The organism is Devosia sp. Z11_6 (assembly GCF_058133665.1).
Map to the genome: position 1 here is coordinate 165922 of NZ_JBYUNQ010000005.1, position 25395 is coordinate 191316.

The 25395-nt window shown below is 63.0% G+C and carries 25 protein-coding genes; 11 read left to right on the forward strand and 14 right to left on the reverse strand.

What is annotated here, in order from left to right; translation table 11 throughout:
• Positions 1 to 125: 125 nt before the first annotated feature.
• The 5 genes from AC3YMN_RS15440 (at position 126) to AC3YMN_RS15460 (ending at position 5509) form a co-directional block, all read left to right on the forward strand.
• Positions 126 to 1280 (forward strand): glycosyltransferase family protein, encoded by a 1155-nt coding sequence (locus tag AC3YMN_RS15440; RefSeq protein WP_489890672.1) that lies wholly within the window; start codon positions 126 to 128, stop codon positions 1278 to 1280.
• Positions 1277 to 2215, forward strand: a complete 939-nt coding sequence (locus AC3YMN_RS15445; RefSeq protein WP_489890673.1) for a glycosyltransferase family 2 protein — start codon at positions 1277 to 1279, stop codon at positions 2213 to 2215. The genes AC3YMN_RS15440 and AC3YMN_RS15445 overlap by 4 nt, the downstream gene beginning before the upstream one ends.
• 354 nt (positions 2216 to 2569) lie before the next feature.
• Positions 2570 to 3235: a sugar transferase gene (locus AC3YMN_RS15450; protein WP_172122485.1), complete on the forward strand. Its 666-nt coding sequence runs from the start codon at positions 2570 to 2572 to the stop codon at positions 3233 to 3235.
• 37 nt (positions 3236 to 3272) lie between these two features.
• Positions 3273 to 4262 carry a glycosyltransferase family 2 protein gene (locus tag AC3YMN_RS15455; RefSeq protein WP_489890674.1) on the forward strand — a complete coding sequence of 330 codons (990 nt, stop codon included), beginning with the start codon at positions 3273 to 3275 and terminating at the stop codon, positions 4260 to 4262.
• Positions 4259 to 5509, forward strand: a complete 1251-nt coding sequence (locus tag AC3YMN_RS15460) for an O-antigen ligase family protein (protein ID WP_489890675.1) — start codon at positions 4259 to 4261, stop codon at positions 5507 to 5509. Before AC3YMN_RS15455 ends, AC3YMN_RS15460 begins: the two co-directional genes overlap by 4 nt.
• On the opposite strand, the gene AC3YMN_RS15465 is transcribed toward AC3YMN_RS15460, so the two are convergent.
• From AC3YMN_RS15465 to AC3YMN_RS15500, 8 genes are all read right to left on the reverse strand, one after another.
• Complete coding sequence (locus AC3YMN_RS15465; protein ID WP_489890676.1) at positions 5497 to 6504, reverse strand: glycosyltransferase family 2 protein; 1008 nt, start codon at positions 6502 to 6504, stop codon at positions 5497 to 5499. The genes AC3YMN_RS15460 and AC3YMN_RS15465 overlap by 13 nt on opposite strands.
• An 11-nt stretch (positions 6505 to 6515) precedes the next feature.
• On the reverse strand, positions 6516 to 7313 hold the full coding sequence (locus tag AC3YMN_RS15470) for a family 16 glycosylhydrolase (RefSeq protein ID WP_489890677.1): 798 nt from the start codon (positions 7311 to 7313) through the stop codon (positions 6516 to 6518).
• Positions 7310 to 8542 (reverse strand): polysaccharide biosynthesis/export family protein, encoded by a 1233-nt coding sequence (locus AC3YMN_RS15475; RefSeq protein ID WP_489890721.1) that lies wholly within the window; start codon positions 8540 to 8542, stop codon positions 7310 to 7312. Before AC3YMN_RS15475 ends, AC3YMN_RS15470 begins: the two co-directional genes overlap by 4 nt.
• Before the next feature lie 107 nt (positions 8543 to 8649).
• A complete protein-coding gene (locus AC3YMN_RS15480) occupies positions 8650 to 9606 on the reverse strand; it encodes a phosphoenolpyruvate carboxykinase (ATP) (RefSeq protein WP_489890678.1) in 957 nt (318 codons plus the stop codon).
• Complete coding sequence (locus AC3YMN_RS15485) at positions 9603 to 11471, reverse strand: asparagine synthase-related protein (protein WP_489890679.1); 1869 nt, start codon at positions 11469 to 11471, stop codon at positions 9603 to 9605. The genes AC3YMN_RS15480 and AC3YMN_RS15485 overlap by 4 nt, the downstream gene beginning before the upstream one ends.
• Positions 11468 to 11911: a lasso peptide biosynthesis B2 protein gene (locus AC3YMN_RS15490; protein ID WP_489890680.1), complete on the reverse strand. Its 444-nt coding sequence runs from the start codon at positions 11909 to 11911 to the stop codon at positions 11468 to 11470. Before AC3YMN_RS15490 ends, AC3YMN_RS15485 begins: the two co-directional genes overlap by 4 nt.
• Positions 11901 to 12203, reverse strand: a complete 303-nt coding sequence (locus tag AC3YMN_RS15495; protein WP_489890681.1) for a PqqD family protein — start codon at positions 12201 to 12203, stop codon at positions 11901 to 11903. The genes AC3YMN_RS15490 and AC3YMN_RS15495 overlap by 11 nt, the downstream gene beginning before the upstream one ends.
• A 63-nt stretch (positions 12204 to 12266) precedes the next feature.
• On the reverse strand, positions 12267 to 12407 hold the full coding sequence (locus AC3YMN_RS15500; protein ID WP_172122476.1) for a lasso RiPP family leader peptide-containing protein: 141 nt from the start codon (positions 12405 to 12407) through the stop codon (positions 12267 to 12269).
• A 169-nt stretch (positions 12408 to 12576) separates the two neighbouring features.
• On the opposite strand from AC3YMN_RS15500, the gene AC3YMN_RS15505 reads away from it, so the two are divergent.
• On the forward strand, positions 12577 to 13671 hold the full coding sequence (locus AC3YMN_RS15505) for a nucleotidyltransferase family protein (RefSeq protein WP_489890682.1): 1095 nt from the start codon (positions 12577 to 12579) through the stop codon (positions 13669 to 13671).
• Between the two features lie 26 nt (positions 13672 to 13697).
• On the opposite strand, the gene AC3YMN_RS15510 is transcribed toward AC3YMN_RS15505, so the two are convergent.
• Together AC3YMN_RS15510 and AC3YMN_RS15515 are read right to left on the reverse strand one after the other, a co-directional pair.
• A complete protein-coding gene (locus AC3YMN_RS15510) occupies positions 13698 to 16076 on the reverse strand; it encodes an AAA family ATPase (RefSeq protein WP_489890683.1) in 2379 nt (792 codons plus the stop codon).
• A 122-nt stretch (positions 16077 to 16198) separates the two neighbouring features.
• Positions 16199 to 17881 (reverse strand): ABC transporter ATP-binding protein, encoded by a 1683-nt coding sequence (locus AC3YMN_RS15515; RefSeq protein ID WP_489890684.1) that lies wholly within the window; start codon positions 17879 to 17881, stop codon positions 16199 to 16201.
• A 319-nt stretch (positions 17882 to 18200) separates the two neighbouring features.
• On the opposite strand from AC3YMN_RS15515, the gene AC3YMN_RS15520 reads away from it, so the two are divergent.
• Positions 18201 to 18392, forward strand: a complete 192-nt coding sequence (locus tag AC3YMN_RS15520; RefSeq protein WP_127752065.1) for a DUF2934 domain-containing protein — start codon at positions 18201 to 18203, stop codon at positions 18390 to 18392.
• 36 nt (positions 18393 to 18428) lie between these two features.
• Here the strand turns inward: AC3YMN_RS15520 and AC3YMN_RS15525 are convergent, their stop codons facing one another.
• Complete coding sequence (locus AC3YMN_RS15525) at positions 18429 to 18818, reverse strand: PRC-barrel domain-containing protein (protein ID WP_489890685.1); 390 nt, start codon at positions 18816 to 18818, stop codon at positions 18429 to 18431.
• A gap of 147 nt (positions 18819 to 18965) precedes the next feature.
• Between AC3YMN_RS15525 and AC3YMN_RS15530 the strand changes: the two genes are divergently transcribed.
• Positions 18966 to 19265, forward strand: coding sequence for a hypothetical protein (locus AC3YMN_RS15530; protein WP_127752063.1), 300 nt, complete (start codon positions 18966 to 18968; stop codon positions 19263 to 19265).
• 42 nt (positions 19266 to 19307) lie between these two features.
• On the opposite strand, the gene AC3YMN_RS15535 is transcribed toward AC3YMN_RS15530, so the two are convergent.
• The 3 genes from AC3YMN_RS15535 to AC3YMN_RS15545 all read right to left on the reverse strand — a co-directional run bounded on the left by AC3YMN_RS15535 (position 19308) and on the right by AC3YMN_RS15545 (position 22143).
• Positions 19308 to 19973: a YiaD family glycine zipper/OmpA-like lipoprotein gene (locus AC3YMN_RS15535; protein ID WP_489890686.1), complete on the reverse strand. Its 666-nt coding sequence runs from the start codon at positions 19971 to 19973 to the stop codon at positions 19308 to 19310.
• A gap of 78 nt (positions 19974 to 20051) precedes the next feature.
• Positions 20052 to 20822, reverse strand: a complete 771-nt coding sequence (locus AC3YMN_RS15540; RefSeq protein WP_489890687.1) for an SDR family NAD(P)-dependent oxidoreductase — start codon at positions 20820 to 20822, stop codon at positions 20052 to 20054.
• Entirely contained in the window at positions 20815 to 22143 is a 1329-nt protein-coding gene (locus AC3YMN_RS15545; RefSeq protein WP_489890688.1) for a hypothetical protein, read from the reverse strand. Before AC3YMN_RS15545 ends, AC3YMN_RS15540 begins: the two co-directional genes overlap by 8 nt.
• Before the next feature lie 342 nt (positions 22144 to 22485).
• Here AC3YMN_RS15545 and hemA point away from each other — a divergent pair, with 342 nt between their 5' ends.
• The 3 genes from hemA to AC3YMN_RS15560 all read left to right on the forward strand — a co-directional run bounded on the left by hemA (position 22486) and on the right by AC3YMN_RS15560 (position 25348).
• Entirely contained in the window at positions 22486 to 23766 is a 1281-nt protein-coding gene (hemA, locus tag AC3YMN_RS15550) for a 5-aminolevulinate synthase (RefSeq protein WP_127752059.1), read from the forward strand.
• Between the two features lie 147 nt (positions 23767 to 23913).
• A complete protein-coding gene (locus AC3YMN_RS15555; protein WP_489890689.1) occupies positions 23914 to 24654 on the forward strand; it encodes an NADPH-dependent F420 reductase in 741 nt (246 codons plus the stop codon).
• Between the two features lie 133 nt (positions 24655 to 24787).
• A complete protein-coding gene (locus AC3YMN_RS15560) occupies positions 24788 to 25348 on the forward strand; it encodes a lipocalin family protein (RefSeq protein ID WP_489890690.1) in 561 nt (186 codons plus the stop codon).
• Positions 25349 to 25395 lie beyond the last annotated feature (47 nt).

Sequence of the window (25395 nt, forward strand, 5' to 3'; positions counted from 1 at the left end):
CGCTAGAAGGGCCGCACCAAGGGCAAGGACCCGACCTCCCGCGCCACTATTCGGAGCACTCCCTAAGCGTTTGAACGCTTGTGCGGAGCGCTGCCTGCAATAGTGCTGCTGCGGGAGACCGCGCCATGCCGAGCATCGTTTATCTCGTTCCCAACCTGGCCGATCCGGCGGTGGCACGCCGCATTGCCATGTTGCGCGCGGGCGGCGCAACGGTTTCCGTTGCCGGCTTTCTGCGCGGCGGCGCGGTAGTGCCCGAGCTTGAGGTGCAGCATTGCGTTTGCCTCGGGCACACTTTCGACGCCCGGTTTACGCAACGCCTCGCAGCCGTCTTCCGCGGCTTGCTGCGCATCACCAGCCGCTTGGCGAACTGGCCCAGGCCGGACCTTATCATTGCCCGCAATCTCGAAATGCTGCCCCTGGCGGGGCGGCTGCAAAACCGATGGGCCCGGCAGCCCCAGCTGGTTTATGAATGCCTCGACATCCATCGTTTGCTGCTGCGCCAGGATTGGCTCGGGCGCAGCTTGCGCGCAGCGGAGCGGCACTGGTCGAGCACTGCAGCGCTGCTGATCACGAGTTCTCCCGGCTTTCTGCGCCATTATTTTGATGCGCAGAGCAGTCTTCCCACCCTGCTCCTCGAAAACAAGGTGCTGCTGACCCAGGGCGCCATCCCCCCAGCCCCGCGCCCAGTGCGCCCAAACGGGGTGGTCAGGATCGGCTGGTTCGGGGCGCTACGCTGCCAGCGCTCGCTGGATGCGCTCGCCGCCCTAAGCGATCGCTGCGACGGCAGGGTGGAGGTCGTGCTTCGCGGCCGGCCCGCGCTGAGCGGATTTCGCGATTTCTTCGCGCAGGTTGCCGGGCACCCCCATCTGCACTTTCTGGGGCCCTACAGTGCTGCCGAGCTGCCCCAGATTTATGCCGAGGTGGATGCAAGCTGGGCGATCGATTTCTTCGAGGAAGGCCAGAACTCGGCCTGGCTGCTGCCCAACCGGCTTTATGAAAGCTGCCTGTTTGGCGCCATTCCCGTCGCCGTGGCCGGCACGGAAACGGCCGGTTATCTCCAGCGCCACGGCCTCGGCGTCGTTGTGCCCGATATTGCAGCCGCGACCCTCGACAATATGGTGGCGCAACTGACGCCCGAGCGGATGGAGAGGCTGGCCGCTGCTGTTGCGCAGGCGGAGCCGACCCAGTTTGCCCATGGAGCCGAAGACTGCCGCGCGCTGGTAGCGAGGCTAGCGAGCCTTGGCAGCGGCAAGACGCAGGCAGCGGGGGCGTTGGCGTGACCGAGGCTGTTGCACAAGTCCCCGCTGTCGACAGCCCGCCGGCCGCTTCAACAAGTGTCGATATTTGTGTTTGCACCTTCCGGCGACCGCACCTTGCCCTAACACTGGGTTCGATCGCCGCGATCGATGCTACCGGCGCCCAGATCCGCGTGCTGGTCGCCGACAATGATGCGGTCGCATCGGCAGCGTCCCTGGTGGAGGCGCAGCGCGCCGATTTTCCCTTTTCCCTGCTCTACCTTCATGTCCCCTCGGCCAATATCTCGCTGGCGCGCAATGCCTGCCTCGAGCACGCCGATGCCGATTTCGTCGCCTTTGTGGATGATGATGAACTGGTCTCGCCGAGCTGGTTGAAAGCGCTTCTGAACACTGCCCGGCAGACCCAGGCCGATGTGGTGCTAGGCCCGGCGCGCGCGCTTTACGAGCCTTCGGTGCCCGCTTGGCAGCGCGTGGGTGATTTTCATTCCACCCTGCCGGTTCAAACCGGGGGCGGGATCCGCACCGGCTATACTTGCAACGTCCTGCTGCGCTGCACCGCTGAGGTCAAGTCGATGCGCTTTGACCTGGGCTTGGGGCAAACGGGTGGCGAGGATACCGAGTTCTTTTACCGCCTCACCGACGCGGGCGGCCACATTGCCTTTGCGCCCGAGGCTTGGGTTTATGAGCCCGTTCCGGCAAGCCGCACCGGCCTAGGCTGGCTCGTCCGGCGCCGCTTTCGCTCCGGGCAGACCTATGGAGCGCGGCTGCTCGCAACCGGCGAGAACCGGCCGCGAGCGGTAGCGCTCGCCAGCGCCAAGGCGGCGTTGTGCTTGGGACTGACCCTCGCAACAGCGTGGTCGCCCATAGCTTGGCGCAAGAACCTGCTTCGGGGCGTGCTGCATCTCGGCGTTGTGGGAGGCCTTTTCGGCACCAGACAGGCCCGTCACTACGGCGCCTGAAGAAGGCCAATGCGAGACCCTCTTCTCACCCGCTCGCCTTTACTCAGTTAAAGTATCCGCAACTCCACCAATACTGTAAGTAGTTGTACTATTCATGCTCAGAAAACAACGTAATGAACTTGGTTGACCAGAATTACGCATAGACCGTATGCGTTCTGGGCATTGTTTATCTTCCTCATTCATGTTTTGTTAACTCGCGGCTTGGGACGCATATCACCCTGTCTTCGAGGATTACTTTCTGCCTGGTGCCAACAGCGCGTTCATTCCGCCTTGGGCGAGATGGGCCGCCGGTGGAGCACGCCACGGAAGCAATCCGGACTGGGGTCGCGTCGGTATGGTTGAGGCAAGGCACGAATGTCGCTGGTCAATTCTGATGTTTCCCGAATTCCGTCGTTCTCGGAACTGCCGCGCGGGGGCAAGCTGAAGCGCAGTTTCGATATAGGCGCGGCCGCCATCCTGCTGTTCCTGGCGCTGCCGGCCATGCTCATCATTGCAATGATGATCGCCACCTGGGATCCTGGTCCCGTGTTGTTCGCCCATGAGCGGATCGGCTATAAGGGGCGGCGCTTCCGCTGTCTCAAATTCCGCTCCATGGTGGTCAACTCCTCCGAGGTGCTTGCCCGCCATCTGGAGGCCTCGCCGGGGGCCCGAGCCGAATGGAACGCCAGCCAAAAGCTTTGCGCTGACCCCCGCATCACGCCGCTCGGTCAATTCCTGCGGATCACCAGCCTCGATGAGCTGCCGCAACTGATCAATGTGCTCAAGGGCGAGATGAGCCTTGTCGGCCCGCGGCCGATCGTTCAGGCCGAAGTGCCCCGTTATGCCGACGCGATCTCGGCCTATTGGAGCGCCAGGCCGGGGATCACCGGGCTTTGGCAGGTCAGCGGCCGCAGCGATCTGGACTATAACAGCCGCGTGGCGCTCGACGAGCACTATGTTCACACCTGGTCGATGCCCAACGATCTCAGCATTTTGCTGCGCACGCTCGTCGTCGTGCTCGTGCGCAAGGGCAGCCGGTGAGTTTCGGGGGCCTCCGGCCCAGCGAGCGGGACCTTCGGTGACCGGGCACCTTGTGCAATCGGGGTGTGAGCCGCTGGTCAGCGTCGTCATGGCCAATCACTGCGGCGCACCCTTTCTGGCCACTGCGATCCAATCGGTGCTCGGCCAGAGTCATGCCAAGCTGGAACTGATCGTGGTGGATGATGCCTCTTGTGACAACAGCGTCGAGATCATCCGCTCCCTTGCGGCGAGCGATGCTCGGCTCAGGCTGCTTGCCCTGCCACGGAATTGCGGGCCGGCAGCCGCACGCAATGCGGCTCTCGACGCAGCACGGGGCGAATGGGTTGCCGTTGTGGATGCCGATGACCTGATCGAGCCCGACCGACTGGCGCAATTGCTGCACTTGGCCCGTGCCTTTCAGGCCGACATTGTCGCCGACGACCTGGCTTTCTTTATGGAGGGAGCAGCGCCGCATCACCGCTTGCTCGGCGGCCTGGAACTGTCGGAACCAACCAGCATAACGCCCGAAATGCTGATCAGGGAACGCGCGGCGGCGCGCGGAGCCAGCGTCCAGTTCGGCTATCTCAAGCCGATGATACGGCGCCAGTTCGCCAAAACCGCGCGCTACAACGAACAGCTGCGCATTGGGGAGGACTACGAACTGCTGCTGCGCCTGGTGCTGGAGGGTGCAAGGCTTTGCGTCACGCCGCAGAGCTTTTATCATTACCGGCGGCATAGCGCGTCGCTCTCGCATCGGCTGTCGACCGATACTGCGCGCGCCATGCTGCAGAGCCATGATGACCTTGCGCGAGCTTACGCTGCAACATCTCCCGGCATCCGGGCCGCCTTCGAGCACCGGCGCCAGATCTTGAGCGAGCAACTGGCCTATGAACACTTGGTCGAAGCACTCAAGCAGCGCCGGTTCGGCCCCGCCGCCAATGCGGTGCTGCGCCGGCCCGCTCTCATCCGCCGCCTCGCTGTTTCTGTGCGCGAACGGCTCGCCCGAAGGGGACACCGATCGTCCTATTCGGTTGAGTTGTCGCCATGACGCTCGCAGTCCATTCCCCTCGCGCTTTCAGCCTTGGCTGGCAGATGCGCCTCAATCTCGCCGCCCTGTTGAGCGCGATCTGCCTCGGCGCCCTGCAACTCGATCCGCTGCTGGGTAGCCGGGCCATCCTCCTGTTCCTTGGCTGCGGCGCCGTGTTGGTGCTCAGCAATCTGCAGCACAACATCCAGGGCCTCCTGCGCTTCTGGCTTATTCTGCTGCTGCCGCTTTATTGCCTGGCATCGACCTTGTGGTCCGAAGCGCCCCCGGACTCCTTTCGCGGTGCCATCCAGCTTTGGTTGACGGTCATCATTGCCATCACCATTGCCGTTCGGGTGCCGCCGCGCTCTGCCCTGCGCGCAATCTTCGTCGTGATGTTCCTCACCATGATCGCCAGCGTGTTGTTTGGCCGCGTGCGTGCCGATATCGGCGCCTGGGTCGGCATTTTTGGCAGCAAGAATGCCTTTGCCGCTGCGGTGTCCGTCTTCCTGCTGGCGTCTCTCGCCACCCTGGGCGACCGGGCCGGCTCAGCGCTGGAACGCTGGAGCGGTCTGGCCGGGCTGCTGCTCGCTTTGCCGCTGATCGTGCTGGCCCAATCGGCCGGGGCCATCATCGTGGTTTTGCCGGGCGCGGCCTTGATCATGATCGTGCAGCTCATGCGCTGGTTCGCTCCGACCCACCGGGTGGTGCTTGCCGCCGCCCTCCTCATGCTCGCTGCCGCCATGTCCCTGCTGATCGCCGCATACTGGAACGAGATCATGCAGCTCGTGCTCGAGAGTTCGGGCAAGGACGTCACCCTGACCGGCCGCACCGAGCTTTGGGCTGTTGCGCTCGATTTCATCAGCCAACGGCCATGGTTCGGCATGGGTTTTCGGGCCTTCTGGCTGCATGGCTTTGCGCCTGCCGAAGCCTTGTGGGCCCAGTTCGGCATCGGCAGCCGCAGTGGCTTCAATTTCCACAACACCTACCTGTCCAATGCCGTCGAGATCGGCATTGTCGGCGTCGCTCTCCAGGTGATGCTGCTGGCAACGGCCTTCATCCTCACCCTGCGCTGGAGCCTACGCGCGCCCTCTGCCGCCAACGCGTTCTTTGCCGGTTACCTGACCATGATCCTTTGCACCTCCATGGTTGAGGTGCAGGTGTTCTACCAGTTCAGCTTCCAAACCGTGGTGGTGCTGCTGGCCCTGGTTTACGCCATCCGCGCCGCGTCTCAAATTCCCCGCCGCAGCCCTCTGCGTTACAGCAGGTAACGCACCCCCTGCCTCACCGGCTCACGCGGCGGTTGCCCGGTCGCAAGTTTGTCGCGAACAATGCCACCGGCCACCGCCGCCCAGGCGGGCCCGCTCAACCCCAGTTGGCGGCAGGCTGCCGCAAGGCCCTGCTGCCGCCGGGTATCGAGAAAGCGGCGGAGCTCGAACTTGGCCCGCGTTTGGCGCAGATGCACGAGCAGGGCGCTGCGGGCCGCTTGCGGCAGGTTGGGATCACGCAGCAGCGCCGCGTCCACCTCAACCAATTGCTGCAGATCAACGGTGCGATGGCGCCCACTCAAGCTATCGGCTCGCACCAGCGCCCGATACCCGCAAGAACGCACCACCGCAAAGCGGGCGCCGCGGGCCAGCAAACGAGCATAAAGGTCATAATCTTCACCCAGCCGCAGCGCGGGGTTGTAGAGGCAGCCGGTGCGCAGCAGCGTTTCGCGCCGCAGCACAGGCTTGAGGAACCCGTACTCACCCCGGTTCACCCCCGCCCGCGCCAGATTGCCGGCCACGAACGCCGCCAGACCTAGATAGAACGGCTCCCCGATCGAACGTTCGGGCAGGATCACATCAGGATCGGCCACAAAGGCGATGTCATCGGCCAGCAGATCCCACGCCCCTTTGAACTGCGCCAGGCGCTCGAAGCGGCCGGGCAAAAAGGCGTCATCGGCATCAAGAATGGCAATGAACGGTTCGTCGCTGCTCTGGATGGCGAGGTTGCGGGCATAAGCCGGGCCCCGGTTCTGCTCGAGCCGCAATACCGTAACCCGATCCGTCCCCGCCCCTTCCCGCCGGGCGAGTTCACCAGTGGCATCGCGTGAGCCATCATCCACCACAACGACGCGCCGCACTTCCGGCTCTGCCAGCGCCGAGCGCACCGCGCGCCCGATGGTTGCGGCAGCATCCTTGGCCGCAATGATCACGCAGACGCCGCCGGCCAGGCCCCCGCCCCGCTGGCTCGCATTGGCCTCAGGCGTGCTGTCGCTCACGGGCAAGCACCTCAGCAGGTGATCGATTGGGGGAACAAGCAGCGCTCCCCAGGGGCCGTATAGCCCACCCAGTCCACTTCCATGGTCAGGGGTGCGCCCGGATCCTGGAACTTGCCCATCCAGTCGCTCAGCGTTTCGGTGGACCACAGGCTGAAATAAAGCTTTTGCTGATGCTCGGGGGTCGGTGCGGGCTCCCCTAATTCATGCACCAGTGCGCCATCGACATAGTAGCGCACCCGCCCCGGCTCCCACACAAAGGCATAATCGATAAACGCCTTTGCGGCTGGCTGCGGCAGCAGCGGGGTGGCCAGTTCCACGCCCTTGCCACCGACATAGCCACCGGCCTGCACCCGCGCGGGGTCCTTGAGCAGGATCTCGAAGTCGATCTCGTCATGCACCTCGCCGACGGGCGGGCCGCCATAGGTGAAAAAGGCCGCGTTCAGCCCCGGCGCCTCCGGCGGGGTCTTGAGCCGGGCTTCATATGTGCCATAGCTGAACCGGGCATGGCTTTGCAGTTCCCCGCAGCGATAGAGCCGGTTGGCGGCCGGATTGCGGGAAAACCCCACCTGCAGCACGCCCCCGGTTACCGCGATCTCGTTCTTGGACCAGCCGCAGCTTTGGTGATTGCCATTGCTCCAGCCATCGGAGGCGAACCAGCGCTCAGGGTCCAGCCTGTCGAAATCATCGAAAAAGCTCCCGCCCAGCTCGCGCTCCTCGGCGTGAACGCCGCCAAGGGCAAAACAGGAGGCCAGCAACATCACCATCAGCGTTTGGGCAAGCATGGTGCCACCTCCGAATTGATGCGTCATGGCCTCGCAACCCTGATGGAGCGGGTGACCCGGATCACGTCGCCGGGCTGCAGTTCACTGGTTTCGGTGCCCGCGGTTTCGCTGCCGGCCCGAACAATGGAATAGCTATAGGCGACCAGCTCATCCCCTTCGGCCTGCAGCGCGGCGCCCAAAATTATGGCGTCCGTGATCAGCGCTTGCTGGGTATTAAGCTGCACATTGAGCTCGTCGATTTGCCCATCCACCTGCTGCAGCTCAGCCGTGAGCTCGGCCGTGCGATCATTGTCAAGCGCGGCAAGGTTTCGGTCGGTATCGCTGATGCTTTGCTGGGCGCGCAGAATGGCGGTGCCAATATCGAGCAGCCGGGTTTCGAGTTCCGCCACATTCTGCTCGATGGCGGACACCCGCGTATTGGCGGCAAGGCCATCACTGGCCAGCGACTTGATATTGCCCAGCTCACGGCGGGCAATCTCGAGTTGCCGCTCCACCGTCGCCTGCTTTTGCGCCAGCGTTGTCAGCTCGCGATTGAGCAGGTTGATCAGCTCGCGCAGCGATGCCGCCTGCGCCTGCGCCCGGCTGGCATTGGCGCGTAGGATCGCCTGCTCTACCGCCACCACGGCGGCCCCATCCGCCACCGCGCTCAGTTCGGACGGGACCGGCACCTGGCTTTCCCCATCCAGTTCGGCGGTGAGGCGCGCGCGCCGCGCCAGCAGGCGGTGCAGCTTGCCGCGGGCCACTTCCGCGCTGCCACTAGCGCTGATCAGATCCCGCTCACCGCGCAGCAAGGCATCGGCAGAAATGCGCTCGCCGCCTGCCAGGCTTACCGCCTTGATGACATTGAGCCCCGGCGTGAAGGGAAACTGCCCTGGCGCCTGCACATCGCCGGTCACAAAGACCGGGGCATAGGCGATGATCCCGACGGTGACATCGGGCGCGATATTGAGCCCGAAAACCTGCTGCAGCCCCTTGCTGATCTCCCCGCCCAGTTCGGCCGGCGACTTTCCCGCCGCCGCAGCCTCGCCCAGAAACGGCACCGGCACCGAGCCGTTGGGGCCGATCGACGCTTCTCCGGCGAGCGCGGTCCATTCCCGGAATTCGCCGGCGCTGGGCAACCACTCCACCACCTTGATGGCAATGCGATCCGAGACACTAAGCCGATAATCGCCGGCCTTGGCCTGCACCGAACTCGTCAGCGCCAAAATTGCGGCAAGCAGCGCCGTTCGAGCAAAGCTGCGGCTGTTCAGCGGCATGGTCGTCACCGGAATAATTTCCTTGTCGCCACAGCTGCGCGCCTCATTGTTGCAATACCAATCTGGCCTACCAGAAGCACCGATGGAGCACAGCACCGGGCTTATACTTACATCGCGCCGATATTAGCGCGCAGCTCACCCGCAGGTCTAAGATCCAGATCATGCTCCAGTGCGGCAATTGCTTGCCCGATGCGCTGCACGCCCTCGGGAACCTGCAGCATGCGCACCTTGCCAGCGCTGGCGAGGGCGGCAGCGCGCCCGAAATAGGACGCCATGCTGGGACCAAACCCTGCTTCGCCAAAGCGCGCCATGTAAGCGTAGCGCAGCAGCGCCGCCAGCCCTTCGCCGGGCTCCACCATCGTCACCCCCGCCGCGTCACCGCGCCCGAGCACATAAAGGCATCTAAGCGGCGCCGCTTCGGCGGAAAAACCTGCCGCAAGGCCATATTGCGACTTGGCAATCGCCGGGTGTAGCTGGCCCCCCTCACGCAAGGGTAGCGGTGCCAGGCCTGCAACGGCTTCATCCCAAAGCTTGAGTTGGCCGTAGGCTGGCAGGATTTCGATCCGGTTGCCGCCGGTAAAGGCCAGCGCCACCACATCATCGGAAAGCAGCGTATAGCCGGCGGCGACCAGGGCTGCGGCGGTGGTTGACTTGCCGGCGCCCTTATCGCCCAGCAAGGCAATGCCGTGCCCACCGAGCGTGGCGGCGCTGGCATGCAGAACCAGCAGGCCGCGCCGATGCAGCAGCGTTGCCATCACCGAACCCAAAAGCGGCAATGCCACCAGGGCATCGCTTACCCCCGCATTGGGATCGACCTCGATCAGGTCGGCCCTGCGGATGCGAAACGCACCGACCGTTTCCCAAGCGAGGTACTGCATTGCCGGCCCGAACTCGGCCACCACACCGGGCTCGCGACGCCGCGGATGATCTATCGCGGTCCGGCTGATCGTGAGGTCGACCCTGCCGACCGGCGCAGCGGGCAGCTGCGGCATCTCGATCTCGGACAACACCGTCAGTCCAAACAGGCGATAGCGAAAGCCCGGCTCGAGAGCAGATCCGCTCATGAGGTAGCCGCCCGGCTCTGCAGCCAAAGCGACAGGAACAATGCGCGCCACAGCCCGAAGAGCTCACCAGCGTCGAGCCGAAGCGGGTCGGCACGGAGGCGCGCAATAGTCGACCGCACTTGGTCCATGTTCAGGAACAGGCTAACCCCGAAGCTGTCGCCGTCCAACGCGTCGAGTTCCCCTCCATGATGCTTGACGAGGCCAAGCCGCAGTTCGGAGCTGAAATCGGTCTTGTCACGCCGCCACTGCACCTGCGGCGGCAGGATGTCCTGCATGGCGCGGCGCAGCACGCTGCGCGACCACCCATCGCGCAGGATTTCGCTCGGTGGCAGGCTCAGCGCGTAGCACACCAGGCGGCGGTCAAAGAAGGGAAAGCGCAGTTCCACCCCGGCAAGCGTGGCGGCGCGATCCAGCGCCTCAAAACTTTGCCCCACCGCAGGCGACGACACGTTCCAGCGGTGCAGGCTGTCCTCATCCGCATGGGCGGTCCGCAGCGCCTGCCGCCACTCGGCATACCGATCGGCAAGGCAGCTGCGCTTCGCCAAGTCGGCCGCGACAAAGGCGGTGGGCCCCACGGCGCCGGTCTCGGGCGGCCGCAATGCCGACCAAAGCCTCTGCGCCCTCCCCGCCAGCCGGCGCCCCGGCCCATAAGCCGCAAAATAGCGCAGGAACACGCGACTGGGACTATCGTCGAACGTCGCCGCAACGCCACGCAACTCACCATAGAGTGCACCCCACCGACCCGCCTGCGCCAGCCACGCCAGCCGGCCATAGCCATGGGAGATCACCTCGTCGCCACCATGGCCGTCCAGCAGCACGGTGGCGCCCAGTTCCTTTGCGGTTTTGAACAAGCGCAGCATCTTGCCCGAACCTGGGGCAAACAGCAGATCCGCATCACGGAGCGCCAGTTGGGAAACCCCCTGCAAGGGCGCCAGATCGTCGAAGGGAACAAAACTCGGCTGGAGCGGATAAGCGGCGAGCACTGCATCGACGTAGCGGCGCTCGCTGAGCTCGGGCGTGGCGGGATAGTCGAACGACAGGGTGCGCAGGCTCACGCCCGGGCGCAGGCGTGCCGCAGTCGCCACGACCGAAGATGAATCGAGGCCGCCGCTCAACATGGCCCCGATCGCCGGCGCGCCGCGCAGCCGAGCCCGGACGGCTTGCTGCAACAGGTCGCGGACCGCTTCAGGAGGTGAAAGACTTGCGTCGGGAGCTGCCTCCGCGCCCCAATAGCGCCGCGTCACCAGTTCGCCGTCCTTGAGCTGCAGCCAATGGCCGGGCAGCAGACGCCGGATGTGGCTTAAGGCGGTGGCGGCGGGATCATCCACAAAACCTGCAATGAAGCTGGCGACGCGATGCTCGTTGACCCCGTCGTCGTCGCAAATCAGGGCTCCAGGATCGGAACCGAAGGAAAACCCGGCGCCACTTTGCGCGTAAAACAGCGGCTTCACACCCCATTGGTCTCGCGCACAGAACAGGGTCTGTGTCCCCTCGTCCCAAAGGGCGAAGGCGAAATCCCCGACCAAGCGGCTGCAGCAATCGGGGCCCCAGTGGCGATAAGCCAGGATAACCAGCGCAATATCGCTGGCGCTGTGCTCGTCGGCACCAAGCAGGTCAGCAAGTTCCGCCCGGTTGTCGAGCCGGATATCGGCAAGCCCGACGATCCCCGCCTTGGGCGCCGCCAAGTTGCTTTCAACAAAGCCGGTGCTATGGCGATGTGCGTGCGTGAGATAAACCCGGCCCCCGCTCCAGCTCCCCTGCCCGTCGGGCCCGCGCATATGCAAGGCTCGGCTTTGGCGATCCAGCCACTCGGGACGTGCCACCCGACTATGCTTGGCCAGCAGGAGGCCCGCAATGCCGCTCATTTTCTGCCAGCGCCGAATTGTGCGATTGGAGCGAAAGCCGCGACTTGCTGCCGCGAACCCCCGAGCTGCACCTGCCCGGCCACGCTGACCCAGGCATGGGCGGCAAATTCGCCCCGCTCGTTGTGCCGGACGCCGATCTTGAGTTCGGAAGGAACGCCGCGCCGGTGCAGCAGGATCTGGTAGGCCAGCCCCTGGGTCAGGCAACTGGCTCCGGGAACAAGTCGCGCCGCGTTGCGAACGACCCGGGCGATGCGTGGCACATCCGCCCTCGCCGCCGACCCTTGCCGATCAGGCCCAAGAAACTGGTGCTGCAGCTGTTGCAAACTGGAAAAGCTGAGACCAAGGCGAACCTGGACCAGCAGGATGATGGCCTCCGCCAGCAGACGGTAGTCCGCGGCGCGCAACCGTCGCAAGCGGAACAGCAGTGATCTAGCGAACATCCACAAGCTTGGCTGCAATCAGGTCATCCAACATCAGATCGACATCCCCGGCACAGCTCGCCGCATCGACGTCGTATTCGGCCTGCACCGCCTGGATCAGTTCAGCCTTGCTTTGCGGCGCCTGCAACCGGCGCCACAGCAGCGCTCCCACGCCGTTGAGCGTGAAATATTCGTTGGCTCTCAGATCCAGCAGCGCAAGGCCGTCGCCCAGTGCCGTGGTCAGCACAGCATCGCCGTTAACGGCACGGAAGGTCAGGGTGCCGCTGGCGGCCTGGTTCAGCTCTTGGGTCAAACCCCGCTCCTGCCAAGGGCAATGTTCGCTGCCGAATGCGACGACCCAGCAGCGAATACGCGTTTACGAGAAGGTAAGGTCGCCAAAGGGGGTGCCTGTGGGAAAAGTCGCGTCCAGTGCGCTACCCGTAGATGCACCCTTGGTCACGGCTTCAACAGAACCGTGGCGGACCAGCCGCGGCGCAGTATAAGTGAGTTTCGTCATGTCAATCTCCAGCCAGAACAGTTGAACTTTGTGCGCTTGCTGCAACACAACTGATCCTGCTCATTTGGATCCCAACAAGTCAACGCGTCATTAACTACTAGGTAGAGACACGTATATGGAAGATTGGCGCTGATTCGAGTTCTCTCGCGGGCAAACAACAGCTATCTACTTGCTGTCAGCTATCCAGCGGGGCCAGCCAATTCGCGCCGAGCTACAAACCGTGGTCCACGCGCTGCGCCAGCACTTTGCCCCTGGCGCACCAGATGGTCCCACGCCCGGTTATGCCGGCGATTGCAGCGGAGTCTTGCGCATCGCCATCGCCAACAAGATCCTGCTTTACATCAGCGAGCCGCTCCGCCACCGGTTGAGCCCGAGCGAGCAGGCCGCCGTTGCCGCCTACAAGTTCAGGACCTTCCAGATCAACTCGACGCTGCTACGCGAAAGCGTAGCGGTTTTTGCCACGCTCAAAGCCGTTCAGACTCCGTTCATCTACATGAAGGGACCGCTGCAGCAGCGCCTGGTTCACGGTGATTTTTTCACCCGCCCGGTTGCGGATATCGACGTGTTGCTCCCCCGCCGCCATCACCGCGCCGTAGTCAAGTCATTGGAAGCATTAAACTATAGATCAGCTTCCACCTCGCTCTGGTGGCGCCTGTTCCTTGGCGAAGAGCATCTGGTCAAGACCGGAGCCTTTCCCACTACCATCGACCTGCACTACCGCCTGCAACAACCCGGCTCCCCCGCCCCTCGACGCGCCAGTCAATATCTTGAAATGATTGATCAAATCGAGTTCTCAGGAACGCAGCTCCCCTGCCTTTCCCGGCACAAGATTCCTCTGATCTCAGCCATCAGCATCGCCAAGGGGCTTTACAACCGCGAAGCCACCGCCGCTCATGTATGCGATCTTTTCGTGCTGTTGCAGGACGATCTAGCGGCCCCTGCCCGGTTCCTCGCCACGGCCGCCGACCAGGGTCTGGGCGGCACGGCGCTCCTAGCGCTACGCGCCGTAACGGCGCTTTTTGCCAATGATAATCAACCACTTGACCGAGGACCACCCGTCCTGGCGAACATCTCCGACGAAACGCTGACCCGCATGATCCTTACCCCGGATGACCCTGAGCTGGTCTGGCCCATGCGCCGGGACGTGCTGTGGGAGCTGTGCCTCGGTCAGCGGACGCAATACGCCAAGGAGGTGGCCAGGGCTCTCGCATCGGAAGCGGCATTGCGCCTGTTTGAAGGTCGGCGTCTGCCGGAGCAGAACTAACGCTTTGGCAGCATTGCCAAACCGGCCTACGCTTTACCCCGCGCTGGCTCACGGTAATAGTTCTTGAAGGTGCTGAGATACCGTTCCGACCCGTCGGGCGCACTGAAGCTGGGTAGATCTGCAAAGTTGACCTTGTTGAGCAGCGCGCCCTGGATATGGGCGGCCAGCACCGGGTCCTTCTCGAGCAACGAACGCACCAGTCGGCGCGGGGTCTTGCCCCACTGCACCACCAGCAGGAAGGCATCGGTCCAGGGCAGGACGACGTTGGCGTCAACCACCGGCGCCAAGGGCGGCAGGTCGATGACCACATAATCAAACTCCCGCCGTAGCTCACTTATGAGTTCCTGAATGGCGTTTGAACCCAAGAAATCCCGGTTCTTGGCATTAGCACCGACGCCCCCTGCTGGAAGCACTGTCAGGCCAGTTGCGTCCTCGATGCAGGTCAGACTACGCCAGTCCGCGCCTTCAGCGATCTGGAGCAAGCCTGGACGTGCTCCTGGCGCGAGGAGCCTGCTCGCGCGCTGATGCCGAAGGTCGGCGTCCAGCAGCATGACCCTTGCGCCGCCGACGGCGAGCATTTCAGCAAAGGCTATCGCGACCGTGGTTTTCCCTTCCCCCGGGAGCGCGGAAACAATGCCGACGACCCTGCTATCCTTGTTGTTCGGGGCTGCCGCATCCAGCGCCAGCTTGCCCGAACGCAGAGTTTCGGCAAAGGCGGAAGTAGGTGCGGACGGCTTCTGGCGGAGGATCAATTGGTGAGCAGTGCGGTAAACAGAGGCCTCCTTGAAAATCGTGCCCGTCTGGCCCTCACCTGCCTTGCTGCGCCGCCCACGTAGACAGGGCAGATAGCCAACAAACCGTAGCCCAAGTTCGCTGGTGATTTGTTCGCCGATGCGGAAGGAGCGGTCTCGGATTTCGCGCAGAAAGGCGAGCAGCGCGCCGATGAACAGGCCCCCCATGGTCGCGCCGATCAGCGAGAACAGCAAGTTAGGACTGGAGGCAGCCAGTGGCATTTCGGCAGGGCTGATGATGCGGGCCGTCGGAATCGGAAATGACTGGCGCTGCAGAAGTTCTTCGTAGCGGGACAGGAAAGAATTATACAAGAGATTGAGGGCTTCGGCGCGTTGCTGCAATTCGTTGAGCTGCACGCGGTTCTGGTTGGACTGCGAAGCCAGCGCGCTTTCCGCCGCCAGATTGTTACGGAGCTCCGCCTCGCGTCGTTCGGCAACCGCGACCTGGTCACGATAATAGTCGAGCCTGTCACGCAGCCGATTGAAAATCTCAGTCCTCACGGAACGGAGCTCAGTCTCCAGGGCAGCGATCTGGGGATGATCGAGGCCGAAATTGCTGGTGATCTCGGCGATCCGGGCCGTGATGGTGTTCTGGCGGCTGAGCAGCTCCGCGACATTGCCGGCATCAAGGCTGCCGTCGGATAGCACTCGCGACTGGCCGGCCAGCCCTTCAGGACCACCTGCCAGAGTTACTTGCAGTTGCTCTGCCTGGGCCCGCATCTGCGCCGTATTGGCTTGGGCCAAGACCAGTTGTTGAGTTAGCGTTTCGGAGCGCTGGGTGACGAGATTGTCGCTATCGGCAAGGGAAAGGTCGGCGCTCCGACGAAACTCCTCGACGGCACGGCTGGCTTCTTGCTGGCTGACGCTCAGCTCGGTCAAGCGTTGCCGCAGCCAGTCCGCCGCGGTCCGTGATGCATCGAGATTGGTGTTGAGCTGGTCCTGCACGAAAGCGTCCGCATAAGCAGAGGCAATCCGATGGGCAAGCTCCGGGTCTGGCGAGCGATAGCCCAGGCTAATCACATAGCTGCGGCCTACCCGCTCTACGAGAACGTTTCGGCGCAGCAGGCCGGCGACCATGTCGTCTGGGAGTTCGGTCAGGCGCTCCGGCTCCACTGGCGGCCGGTTCAGCAGCATTCCGACGAGATCGCCGATCATGCCGCGCACGCGGCCGGTAAATGAAGGCGGCGGGTTGAGGAAGGTCTGGTCCGAACCGAAGTTTTCGCCACGCGCGACTTCGCCCGCAAGCCTGGTGGATCGCAGGACCTCAAGTTGATTGAGGATGTCAGTCTCGCCACCCGCCAGCGAGGATGTGCTCTCTTCGTCATTGATCACGGCGCCTACCCGGGGGTCGATCATGATCTGGCTGACCGAAACATAGCTGCGCGGCGCGAGCATGAGGTAACCAACGCCAAAGCAGGCGCCAAGCAGTGCTGCGGCGAGCACAACTGGCATTTGGCGGCGGAGCGCCATCAGGATCTTGCCAATATCGATGAAGCGAATATCGGATGAGAGCTCATCGTCGAGCTCAGGGCGCCGCACGGTATTGACCAGTTCGAGATTGCGGTGGCGGGCGGAGCCGGCAGACCAATGGCTGCTGGATTGGGTGTCCTTCAATATGGCCGGCTCCTGCATCTGCAACCTTCAGCAGGACTGTTGTAACGCCAATGATGAACGCGGTCTTTGACGGCAGAGTTGTGAAGACTACTTAGGCGAGGCTCACGCCGAAGGCCTGCGGTTCAGGCAACTGCCAAACTGAACTGCAGGCGGGCGAGGTCGGCGTATGGCCCATCGCGGCCCATCAGTTCGTCATGCGAGCCCTGGTCGACGATCCGGCCACGGCTGATCACCAGGATGGTATCGGCTGTGCGGATAGTGGCAAGGCGGTGAGCGATCACCAGGGTGGTGCGCCCACTGCGCAGCCGGGAAATGGCCGTCTGCACCAGCCGCTCACTGTTGGAGTCGAGGGCGCTGGTGGCTTCGTCGAGCAGCAGGATCGGCGCGTTTTTCAGCACGGCGCGGGCGATGGCCAGGCGCTGGCGCTGCCCGCCCGATAAGGTCACGCCACGCTCGCCAACTGGCGTGTCATAGGCCAGCGGCATCTCGGTGATGAATTCGTGCGCCAGCGCCATCTCGCAAGCAGCAACCACCGCATCCCGGCTGGCTCGCGTGTCGCCGAAGCGGACATTGTCCTCGACGGTGCCGGAGAAGATCGTGGGTTCTTGCTCCACCACCGCAATTCGGCGGCGCAACTGATGCAGATCCGCCCGCCGCACATCTACGCCGTCGACGAGGATCGCGCCGCTCTCGACGTCATAAAATCGCTGCAGGAGTGAAAAGATCGTGGACTTGCCCGCGCCGGAGGATCCCACCAGGGCGATGGTCTGGCCGCTCTTGGCCTCAAAGCTCAAGCGGTCAAGCACAGGTTCCGGATTGTCTGGCTGGTAGCGAAAAGTGACGTTGCGGAACGCGATGACCCCCGTGCCGTCTGCGGGCAAGGCCTCGGGCGCAGCGGGGGTGGCGATTGTTGCGGGGGTGCTCAGGATTTCCACCACGCGCTCGGTTGAACCGGCGACCACATGGAGCGACCCGGCCACCTCCGATAGGGTGGCGAGCGCCCCTGCCCCCATCCAGGCATAAAGCAGGAATTGGGTCAGTTCTCCTGTGCTGGCCAGCCCATGGAAGACCGCTTGGGCGCCCCACCAGATCACGAAGATCATCGCGGTACTCGACAGCAGCATCAGCAGCGACATCATCACCGCGCGCGACTTGAGCCGTCCGATTTCAGAGCGAAAACTGCCCTCCCCGATTGCCTGATAACGGCCAACTTCCTCATGCTCGCGGGTAAAGGATTTCACCGTGCGCATGGCACTCAGCACTTCGGTGGAGCGGGCCGCAAGATCAGCTAGCGCGTCCTGGCTGCGCCGAGACATGCTGCGCAAGCGGCGCGCCATGAGCAGCAGCGGCAGCATGATGAACGGCGCCGCCATGACCACGGCGACTGTGAGGAACACATTCGTAGTCAGCATGAACAGGAACGCCCCGGCCATGGTGACCAGAGCCCGCAGCGCGGTTGACGCTGTGGCGGTGATTGCGGCTTTGATGGTCGACACATCGCCATTAAGGCGAGATGCGAGATCACCCACGCGGTGGCGATCGAAGAAGGCGGGATCGAGGCTCAGGAGATGGGTGAACACGGACAAACGGATATCGGCGACGATGCGCTCGCCGATATAGGCTATGTGATAAAAGCGAATGCCATTGGCAAGGGCGGCGGCGGCCCCGAATAGTCCGATGATCCAGGCATGATGGCCCACCGTACCCAGGTCCCTTGCCACAAAGCCGGTGTCGATCATACGCCCGAAAAACAGGGGGATGAACAAGGACGCCGACGTCGACAACACCAAGAAGGTGAGGGTCAAGCAAAGCCGAACCGGGTAGCGCAGAAGATATGGCAACAGGTGACGCAGTGGCTCTAGCCGTGCCACGGCCGCCTTGCCGCCCCCTCCCCTTGCACCTTGCACCTTGCACCCACCAGCTTTTAAACATGGATCCGAGCCGATCTCTTGCTGAGCCACGGGACGGCCTGGCGCATTGAGATGCGCGGCGTGGGAGAGGGTCAAGCCGGGGCAACTACTGCCTGCTGGAGACGGAGCGCGCCTCAAGCACGAGCGTGGCGTTCACCTTGCTTTAACCCTGCTTAGCCAGTCTGCCCGGACAGCATCTTGCAAGGAGCAAAATATGCACACTCAGATCAAGGACCGCGCTTACGCACTTTGGGAAGCGGCCGGCCGCCCAGAGGGTCAGGACCAGCGGTTCTGGTTTGCCGCAGCCGAGGAATTGGCGGGAGCAGCCATGTCGGCACCGAAAGCCAAGTCACCAGCGGTAAAAAAGACGGGCACGGCCAAGCCGCGGGCGAAAAAGGCGGCTTGAGGCTTCAGGCCGGCGATTGAATGCCGGCCGCCGTTTTTAAATCCAGTAGGGCGGCACCCCGTAATACTCGTAGAGCCGCAAGCCGTTGTCGGCGCTCCAATAAGCGTCATCGTCGCGGTCGTAGCGGGGCGCCCCTTCCAGTTGCTCGCGCGTGATATCCACCCGGTAGCCGCCTAGGGCTTCATCATACTCGAGCTTGGACCAAGGCAGCGGGTAATGCTCGTCGCCGATCCCGAGGAAGCCGCCGAACTTTAGTACGGCATAGCTGACCTTGCCGCTGCGCTTTTCCAGCATGAGCCGCTCGATCGAGCCAATATGCTCGCCGGATCGGTCGAACACCTTGGTGCCCTCGACCTTGTCTGAACCGATCAGGTCGTGCGTTTCCTTGACATAGACGTCCTGCCCGGAAGCTTGTTCATAAGCCATTACCCTGCTCCCTTGTTGCCGCTGGCAGGTACAACGTCTCCTGCATTGCCCCGTTCCGAGGGGCAAGGATGGCGGAACCGGTGCCGCTTCCCCGCATTGCTTCTTGCAGACAAGGGCGCACTCGCCCGGGATCAAGGGAGAAAAGCTATGGCGACTGTTCCCAACAAGCCAACGCGCACTGTGGCCGAAGTGGACACGCTGATTGATGAAAATGGCTCGCCCATCGTGGTGCCCGAGGACTCGGCGCTGAAAGTCGCGGCGGGGGACGAAGCGAGCGTCGGCGCTACTGGGCCCACCAATTGGTGGCTTTATGGGCTGATCGGGCTTGCAGTGGTGATTGCGATGCTGCTGCTGATGCAGTTGTTTAATGGGGCGCCTGGGACAGACGTGCAGCCGGGCTCGCCTGTGTCCGAGCCGGTGGTGGAACCCGTGGCGCCAACGCCATAGAATGGGGCAAGCGCGGCTGGCCGCGCTCGCCGCCCGATCAGATCAGCGGTTGATCGGGGAAATCTGGATCTCTACGCGACGGTTCTGGGCGCGGCCGGATTCGGTGGCGTTGGAGGCGATCGGGCTGGTTTCTCCCTTGCCTTCAATGAAGAAGCGCCGCTGGTCAATGCCCTGGTTGGCAAGGATGGTGGCAACCGCTACGGCACGGCGCTGCGACAGGCTCAGATTGTAGTTGTCGTCACCCTGCGAGTCCGTGTGGCCATAGACATCGACGATGGTCTGGTCGAACTTCTTGAGCACCAGCGCGACAGAAACCAGGGTCTGGTTGAACTGGGGCTGCACGCTCGCCTGGTCGGTGGCGAAGGTGATGTTGGAAGGCATGTTGAGGATGATCTGCTGGCCAACGCGGGTCACCGACACGCCGGTGCCCTGCAATTGGGCGCGCAGTTCGGCTTCCTGGTCGTCCATATAATCGCCGATCGCAGCGCCGGCGAGACCGCCCACGCCGGCGCCGATCAGGGCGCCCACGCGGGGGTCCCCGCCCACGGCAGCGCCGACAAGGGCGCCGGTGATGGCGCCACCGCCCGTGCCCAGAAGGGCGCCGCCGGCGGTGTTGGAGAGCTGGGATTCGCCAGTATATGGATTGATGCTGGAGCAGGCGCTGAGCGCCATGGCGGCAAGGCCGGCAACGAGTAGCTTGGACTTCATCGAGTCACCCCTGATGGATTTGGCCGTCGGTGCGCCCTGATTATGTCATCATGGTGAACGGGTAATGAACGAAAGCTGTCAGGTGTTGGCCCAGCCGCCATCGACGAGGAATTGTTGCGCCGAGATCATGGCGCTGTCCTCGCTGGCGAGAAACAAAACCATCCGAGCGATGTCTTCGGGATACACCCGGCCGGCAAGGGCCTGGCTGGCATCGATCAGTTGTTCGGCCGCCGGGTCGATCCAGTGGGTGAGCTGGCGCTCGGTCATCACCCAGCCGGGCACAACGGTATTGACGCGGATGCCGGACTTGCCCAGTTCGCGCGCCATGGCGCGGGTAAGGCCATGGGTGGCGGCCTTGGCGGTTTCGTAGACCGGAATGTTGGGCGACATGATCATCCAGCTGATCGAGCCGGTGTTGATGATCGAGCCGCGACCGGCCGCCTGCATGCCGGGGGCGACGGCCTGGATGGCAAAGAAGCTGTGCTTGAGATTTACCCCCATGCGATCGTCCCAGTATTGCGGGGTCACTTCACTCCAGTTGTGTCGCTGATCATGGGCGGCATTGTTGACCAGCACCAGGGCATCCCCATGGGCTTCGGCAAAGCCGGCGATCGCGGCCTGGTAGGCGTCGGTATTGGTGACGTCGCAAGGGGTGAAGCGCACCTGATGGCCGGCGGCCACGAGTTCGGCAGCAAGGCTGTCGCCGGCGGTTTGTGCAATGTCGACAAAGCCGACTTTGGCGCCTTGGGCTGCAAAACTGCGCACGAGGCATTCGCCGATGCCCGAGGCACCGCCAGAGATCACGACGGGAGTGTCGGCTAGGCTTGGATAACGGCTATATTCAGTCAAGGCTGGTATGGCTTTCTGCAGGAATTGGGGCCGGGTGAATTGAGCGGACCTCGGTGGTCTCGAGAAGCGTCACGATATCATCAACCCGGTCGATATAGCGCTGCTCCATGGCGAAGTTCAGCGTGATATATTGGCGATTGGGCACAAAGGTGCAGAGATTGGCGCTCGGGTGGAACGAGCCGACATAAACGGGCTCCACCAGATCACGAGTCATGTTGCCATACATGCGGTGCGGCGGGACCAGGGTCAGCACCACGTCGGTGGTGCGGCTGAAGCGAAAGAACTTGTCGCCATAAAGAAAGGGCAGCAGGCGAGAAATGCGCCGATGCAACGCGAACATGCCCATCAGGATAAATTGGTAGGTCGTTGTATCGCGCGCTTCGATTTCACTCAGGGTCGCATCGATCCCACGGACATAGTCGATGAAATCAGGTTTTACGGCAAAGCCGGCCATGAGGGCGCGGACGCGGAACTGGTCGTCATCGACCTCGCTGCGTTCGGAGTTGTCCAGCATGGTATAGGCGGCGGTGATGACCTTGGCCTCGGGACCCTTTTCGGCGACATTGAGGGCCTGGGTGATCAGCCCGAACATCAGCGCGCGCTGGCGTACGCCGATGCGGTTGGCAAGGGCGCGGATGCGGCTACGGGTGATAGCCAACGAGCGGAACTGGATGTTCTTGACTGGCACATCGCTCTTGTTGGCGTAATAAAGCTGCAGCGTGGCACCCATCATCGAACCCACGGCCAGACCCATCCGGCGCTTGAAGGGCAGCTTCTGCTTTGGCTTGGCCGCTTCGGGGGTGCGGGCAATGGATTGGGAACGCGTCAACAGGGACGAATCATGTCCCTCCAGCAGCGCATGGCTCGATCGCACCAGGACCATGGAAGCATGGCCCTGCCCATCAGGGCCCCCGCGCAACGTGGCAGCATAAACGCGAAACAGCGGCAGGTCCTGCCGCTCGAAAATATCGAGCCCCTTGCCCAGCCATTTGTCGGGATAGCCCTCGAAGCTGTCGACCTCGATCACCGAAGTAATGGCGTCCAACAGGTGCTGGGGAAAAGGCTGGCCGGGCAAGGCACCCTTGAAGCCATGGGTCAGCTGGGGTGCCAGCGACACCATTTCGGCAACAAAGTTGGCCAGGCTTTCCCTGGTGAACGCCGTTTTCGAGTAGGCGGTGAAATAAACAGTGTTCTTGGAGTTGTATAAGAACCACTGGAAATTGGTGAACAGCGCCTGCGGATCCTTGCGCACCGCTGCCGCTGCCCAATCGAGCATTGCCGGGCCTTTGCCAGCGGCGCTCGTTTCTGGAAAGTCGCTCACCCCTGTTCCCCCAATACCCGTTCGGGTGCTGTTGCTGTTGTTGTAAACGCTCGCAAGGCAGGCTTCAACTGCACTGCTGTTGCGCAGTTAACCCCCGATAAGTTGTCGGGATTATTGGTGGACCAAGCTCATATTTGGTCAAGCAAAGTGCGCTGGCGCATTGGCAGATGGACCGCGCTTAGTTTAGAATAGGTCTTATCTTGGCACCCGGACTCGTGGCGTTGGAACGAGTTAGCGGTCGGGTGCGCGTCGAATTGGCTCATACCCATGGTCGCGGCGTGCTCCTAAATCTATCGGGCAGCAGCGGATCGGCCTGCCGGCATAATGCAGAAGGACAGTGGGATGGACTATCGCGGAATCTTCGAAGATGCGGTGGACTCGTTGCGAGCGGAAAAGCGCTACCGAGTGTTTGCCGATCTCGAGCGGATTGCCGGGCGCTTTCCCAAGGCGATCTTTCGCGATGAAGCCGACAATGCGCGTGAAATCACCATCTGGTGCTCCAACGACTATCTGGGGATGGGCCAGCATGAGGCCGTGATCGGAGCCATGCAGGAAACTGCGGGTCGGCTCGGGGTCGGCGCCGGCGGCACGCGCAATATTTCGGGCACCAACCGGCCGCTGGTCGAGCTTGAGCGTTCGCTCGCCGACCTGCACCGCAAGGAAGGCGCGCTGGTCTTTACCTCGGGCTTTGTGTCCAATGAAGCGGCGATCTCGACCATTGCGCGCCTCTTGCCGGACTGCGTGATCTTTTCGGACCAGCTCAACCATGCCTCGATGATCCAGGGCGTGCGCCAATCAGGGATGCAAAAGCATATCTTCCGGCACAATGATGTCGCTCACTTGCGCGAATTGCTCGCCGCGACCGACCGCAAGCGCCCCAAGCTCATCTGCTTTGAGTCGGTTTATTCGATGGATGGCGACATCGCGCCCATCGAGGCGATCTGCGATCTGGCCGAGGAATTCGGCGCGCTGACCTATATCGATGAAGTGCATGCCGTGGGCATGTATGGCGCGCGGGGCGGCGGCATTGCCGAGCGCGACGGGCTGATGGACCGGATCGACATCATCGAGGGCACGCTGGCCAAGGGCTTTGGCGTGATGGGCGGCTATATCGCCGCCAACAAGTCGATCATCGATGCGGTGCGCTCCTATGCACCCGAATTCATCTTCACCACCGCCCTGCCCCCAGCCCTTTGTGCCGCAGCGCGGGCCTCGATCGAACACCTAAAGGCGTCCCAGACCGAGCGCGCCATGCAGCAGCGCCAGGCGCGGCTGCTCAAGGCCATGCTCAGCGATGCGGGCCTGCCGGTGATGGAAACCGAAACCCATATCGTGCCGGTGATGGTGGGCGACGCGCGCCAGTGCAAGGCGGCCAGCGACATGCTGCTCGACAAGCACAATATCTATATCCAGCCCATCAACTACCCGACGGTGCCCAAGGGTACCGAGCGGCTGCGGATCACCCCCACCCCGCTCCATACCGACGAGATGATCTTTGCACTGCGCCACGCGCTGGTCAGCGTCTGGACGAGCCTCGAGCTACCGCGCGAGCCGGCCGATGCCGCCATCACGGCGAGCAAGCTGACCTCGGGCAATCTAACGCTGCCGACCAGCGGCGGCTAAGGGGCCCAAGCGTATCCAGGCAATCTTTGATAACGTGCCCCGGCGACCGCGCCGGGGCATTGTCGTTTAAAGCCGACTACAAGGCGGGTCCTTGTGACAGCCGGCAGCGCTCCCCAAGTGAGGGGGCCTCGAGCTGGAGCACCCATCATGAAAATCGGCATTATCGGCATTGGCCATATCGGCAGCACGCTGGCGCGCAAGCTTGCCCAAAATGGCCACGAGGTTCGGGTGGCAAACTCAAAAGGTGCGGACGCGGTGAAGGCATTCGCCGACGAGATTGGCGCCATTGCCGCCGATGCAGCTGGGGCTGTTGCCGACGCTGAGGTGGTGATCCTTTCGGTCCCCTTTCCGGCCGTAACCAAGCTTGCCGCAGAGATTGCGGGCGTGCCTGCCTCGGTGCCGGTGATCGACACCGGCAACTACTATCCTGACATGCGTGACCCTCACATTGCGGCGATCGACAACGGCATGACGGAAAGCGTTTGGGTTTCCCAACAGCTTGGGCGGCCGGTGATCAAGGCGTTCAACAACATCCTGGCGGATTCATTGAAAGATCTGGGTCGGCCACGGGGGGCACCCGACAGGCTGGCGATAGCCGTGGCCGGCGACGACGATGCCCAAAAGCGCATCGCCATGAGCATTGTGGACGAAGTGGGCTTTGATCCGGTCGATGCCGGCTCACTTGACGATAGCTGGCGGCAGCAGCCGTCCACCCCTGCTTATTGCTGTGACTGGAATGCAGAAGAGACCATCCGCGCATTGGCGGCCGCCAAAAAGGGTGCCGCAACGGCCAAGCGCGACCGGCTGCCGGAACAATTTGCCAAGCTGGGCGCCAACCCCACCCATGCGCAAGTCATTGCGGCCAACCGGGAGGCCAACGCTCCATGATCAGAGCCGCAACGAAGGCCTGGTTCCCATTGTGGCAAAGGCTGATGGCGCTGGTGCCCTCACGAATGAGCCAGGACCGGAACCCCGGCTCTCCATTGCTGTTGACCCCGCAACAGCAGAAATGGAGAACGATATGCGCTTGCCCTTTGCCCTTGTTGCAGCATTGATCGCAGCGGCTCCTGCCACGGCCCAGGAAGCTGGCACCACAACAGCGCTGGAAATCAACCCGCAGTCTTATACCGGCGTTTGGTACGAGATTGCGCGCACGCCCACGCCCTATCAGGAGGACTGCGAGGGCGGGGTGACGGCCACCTACAATCTGCTTGATGAAACCAGCGTGGAGGTAATCAACCGCTGCGATCGTGCTTCAGGCGATGAGCAGGGCGTGGTTGGTACGGCTGAAGTGGTCAATGGCAACTTCAACACGTTCTCGGTGGAGTTTGGCGAAGACAGCGGCGCTCCAGGCGTCAACTATGTCGTGGCGGCAGTTGGGGAGGAAGAAGGCGGGCAATATCCCTGGGCGGCGGTTTATTCGCCAGACGGCAATACCGGCTGGATCCTGGCGCGCGAGCCCGAATTGAGTGCGAAAGAGCGCAAGGAAGCCGAGGCAGCCCTGCGCGAGGTCGGCGTGGACCTGGCGCAGCTTTCGGATACCGCTCAGCCACCCCAAAGCTATGATCCGGCAGCCGAATAAGTTCGCCCTCGGGGCATCGAAAGCCCGCATCGGTGGTGCGTTCGCTC

Coding starts and splice junctions, on each gene's coding strand:
- AC3YMN_RS15440 (WP_489890672.1), top strand. CDS start 126: ATGCCGAGCATCGTTTATCTCGTTCCCAACCTGGCCGATCCGGCGGTG.
- AC3YMN_RS15450 (WP_172122485.1), top strand. CDS start 2,570: ATGTCGCTGGTCAATTCTGATGTTTCCCGAATTCCGTCGTTCTCGGAA.
- AC3YMN_RS15460 (WP_489890675.1), top strand. CDS start 4,259: ATGACGCTCGCAGTCCATTCCCCTCGCGCTTTCAGCCTTGGCTGGCAG.
- AC3YMN_RS15470 (WP_489890677.1), bottom strand. CDS start 7,313: ATGACGCATCAATTCGGAGGTGGCACCATGCTTGCCCAAACGCTGATG.
- AC3YMN_RS15475 (WP_489890721.1), bottom strand. CDS start 8,542: ATGCCGCTGAACAGCCGCAGCTTTGCTCGAACGGCGCTGCTTGCCGCA.
- AC3YMN_RS15480 (WP_489890678.1), bottom strand. CDS start 9,606: ATGAGCGGATCTGCTCTCGAGCCGGGCTTTCGCTATCGCCTGTTTGGA.
- AC3YMN_RS15485 (WP_489890679.1), bottom strand. CDS start 11,471: ATGAGCGGCATTGCGGGCCTCCTGCTGGCCAAGCATAGTCGGGTGGCA.
- AC3YMN_RS15490 (WP_489890680.1), bottom strand. CDS start 11,911: ATGTTCGCTAGATCACTGCTGTTCCGCTTGCGACGGTTGCGCGCCGCG.
- AC3YMN_RS15500 (WP_172122476.1), bottom strand. CDS start 12,407: ATGACGAAACTCACTTATACTGCGCCGCGGCTGGTCCGCCACGGTTCT.
- AC3YMN_RS15520 (WP_127752065.1), top strand. CDS start 18,201: ATGCACACTCAGATCAAGGACCGCGCTTACGCACTTTGGGAAGCGGCC.
- AC3YMN_RS15525 (WP_489890685.1), bottom strand. CDS start 18,818: ATGGCTTATGAACAAGCTTCCGGGCAGGACGTCTATGTCAAGGAAACG.
- AC3YMN_RS15530 (WP_127752063.1), top strand. CDS start 18,966: ATGGCGACTGTTCCCAACAAGCCAACGCGCACTGTGGCCGAAGTGGAC.
- AC3YMN_RS15535 (WP_489890686.1), bottom strand. CDS start 19,973: ATGAAGTCCAAGCTACTCGTTGCCGGCCTTGCCGCCATGGCGCTCAGC.
- hemA (WP_127752059.1), top strand. CDS start 22,486: ATGGACTATCGCGGAATCTTCGAAGATGCGGTGGACTCGTTGCGAGCG.
- AC3YMN_RS15555 (WP_489890689.1), top strand. CDS start 23,914: ATGAAAATCGGCATTATCGGCATTGGCCATATCGGCAGCACGCTGGCG.
- AC3YMN_RS15560 (WP_489890690.1), top strand. CDS start 24,788: ATGCGCTTGCCCTTTGCCCTTGTTGCAGCATTGATCGCAGCGGCTCCT.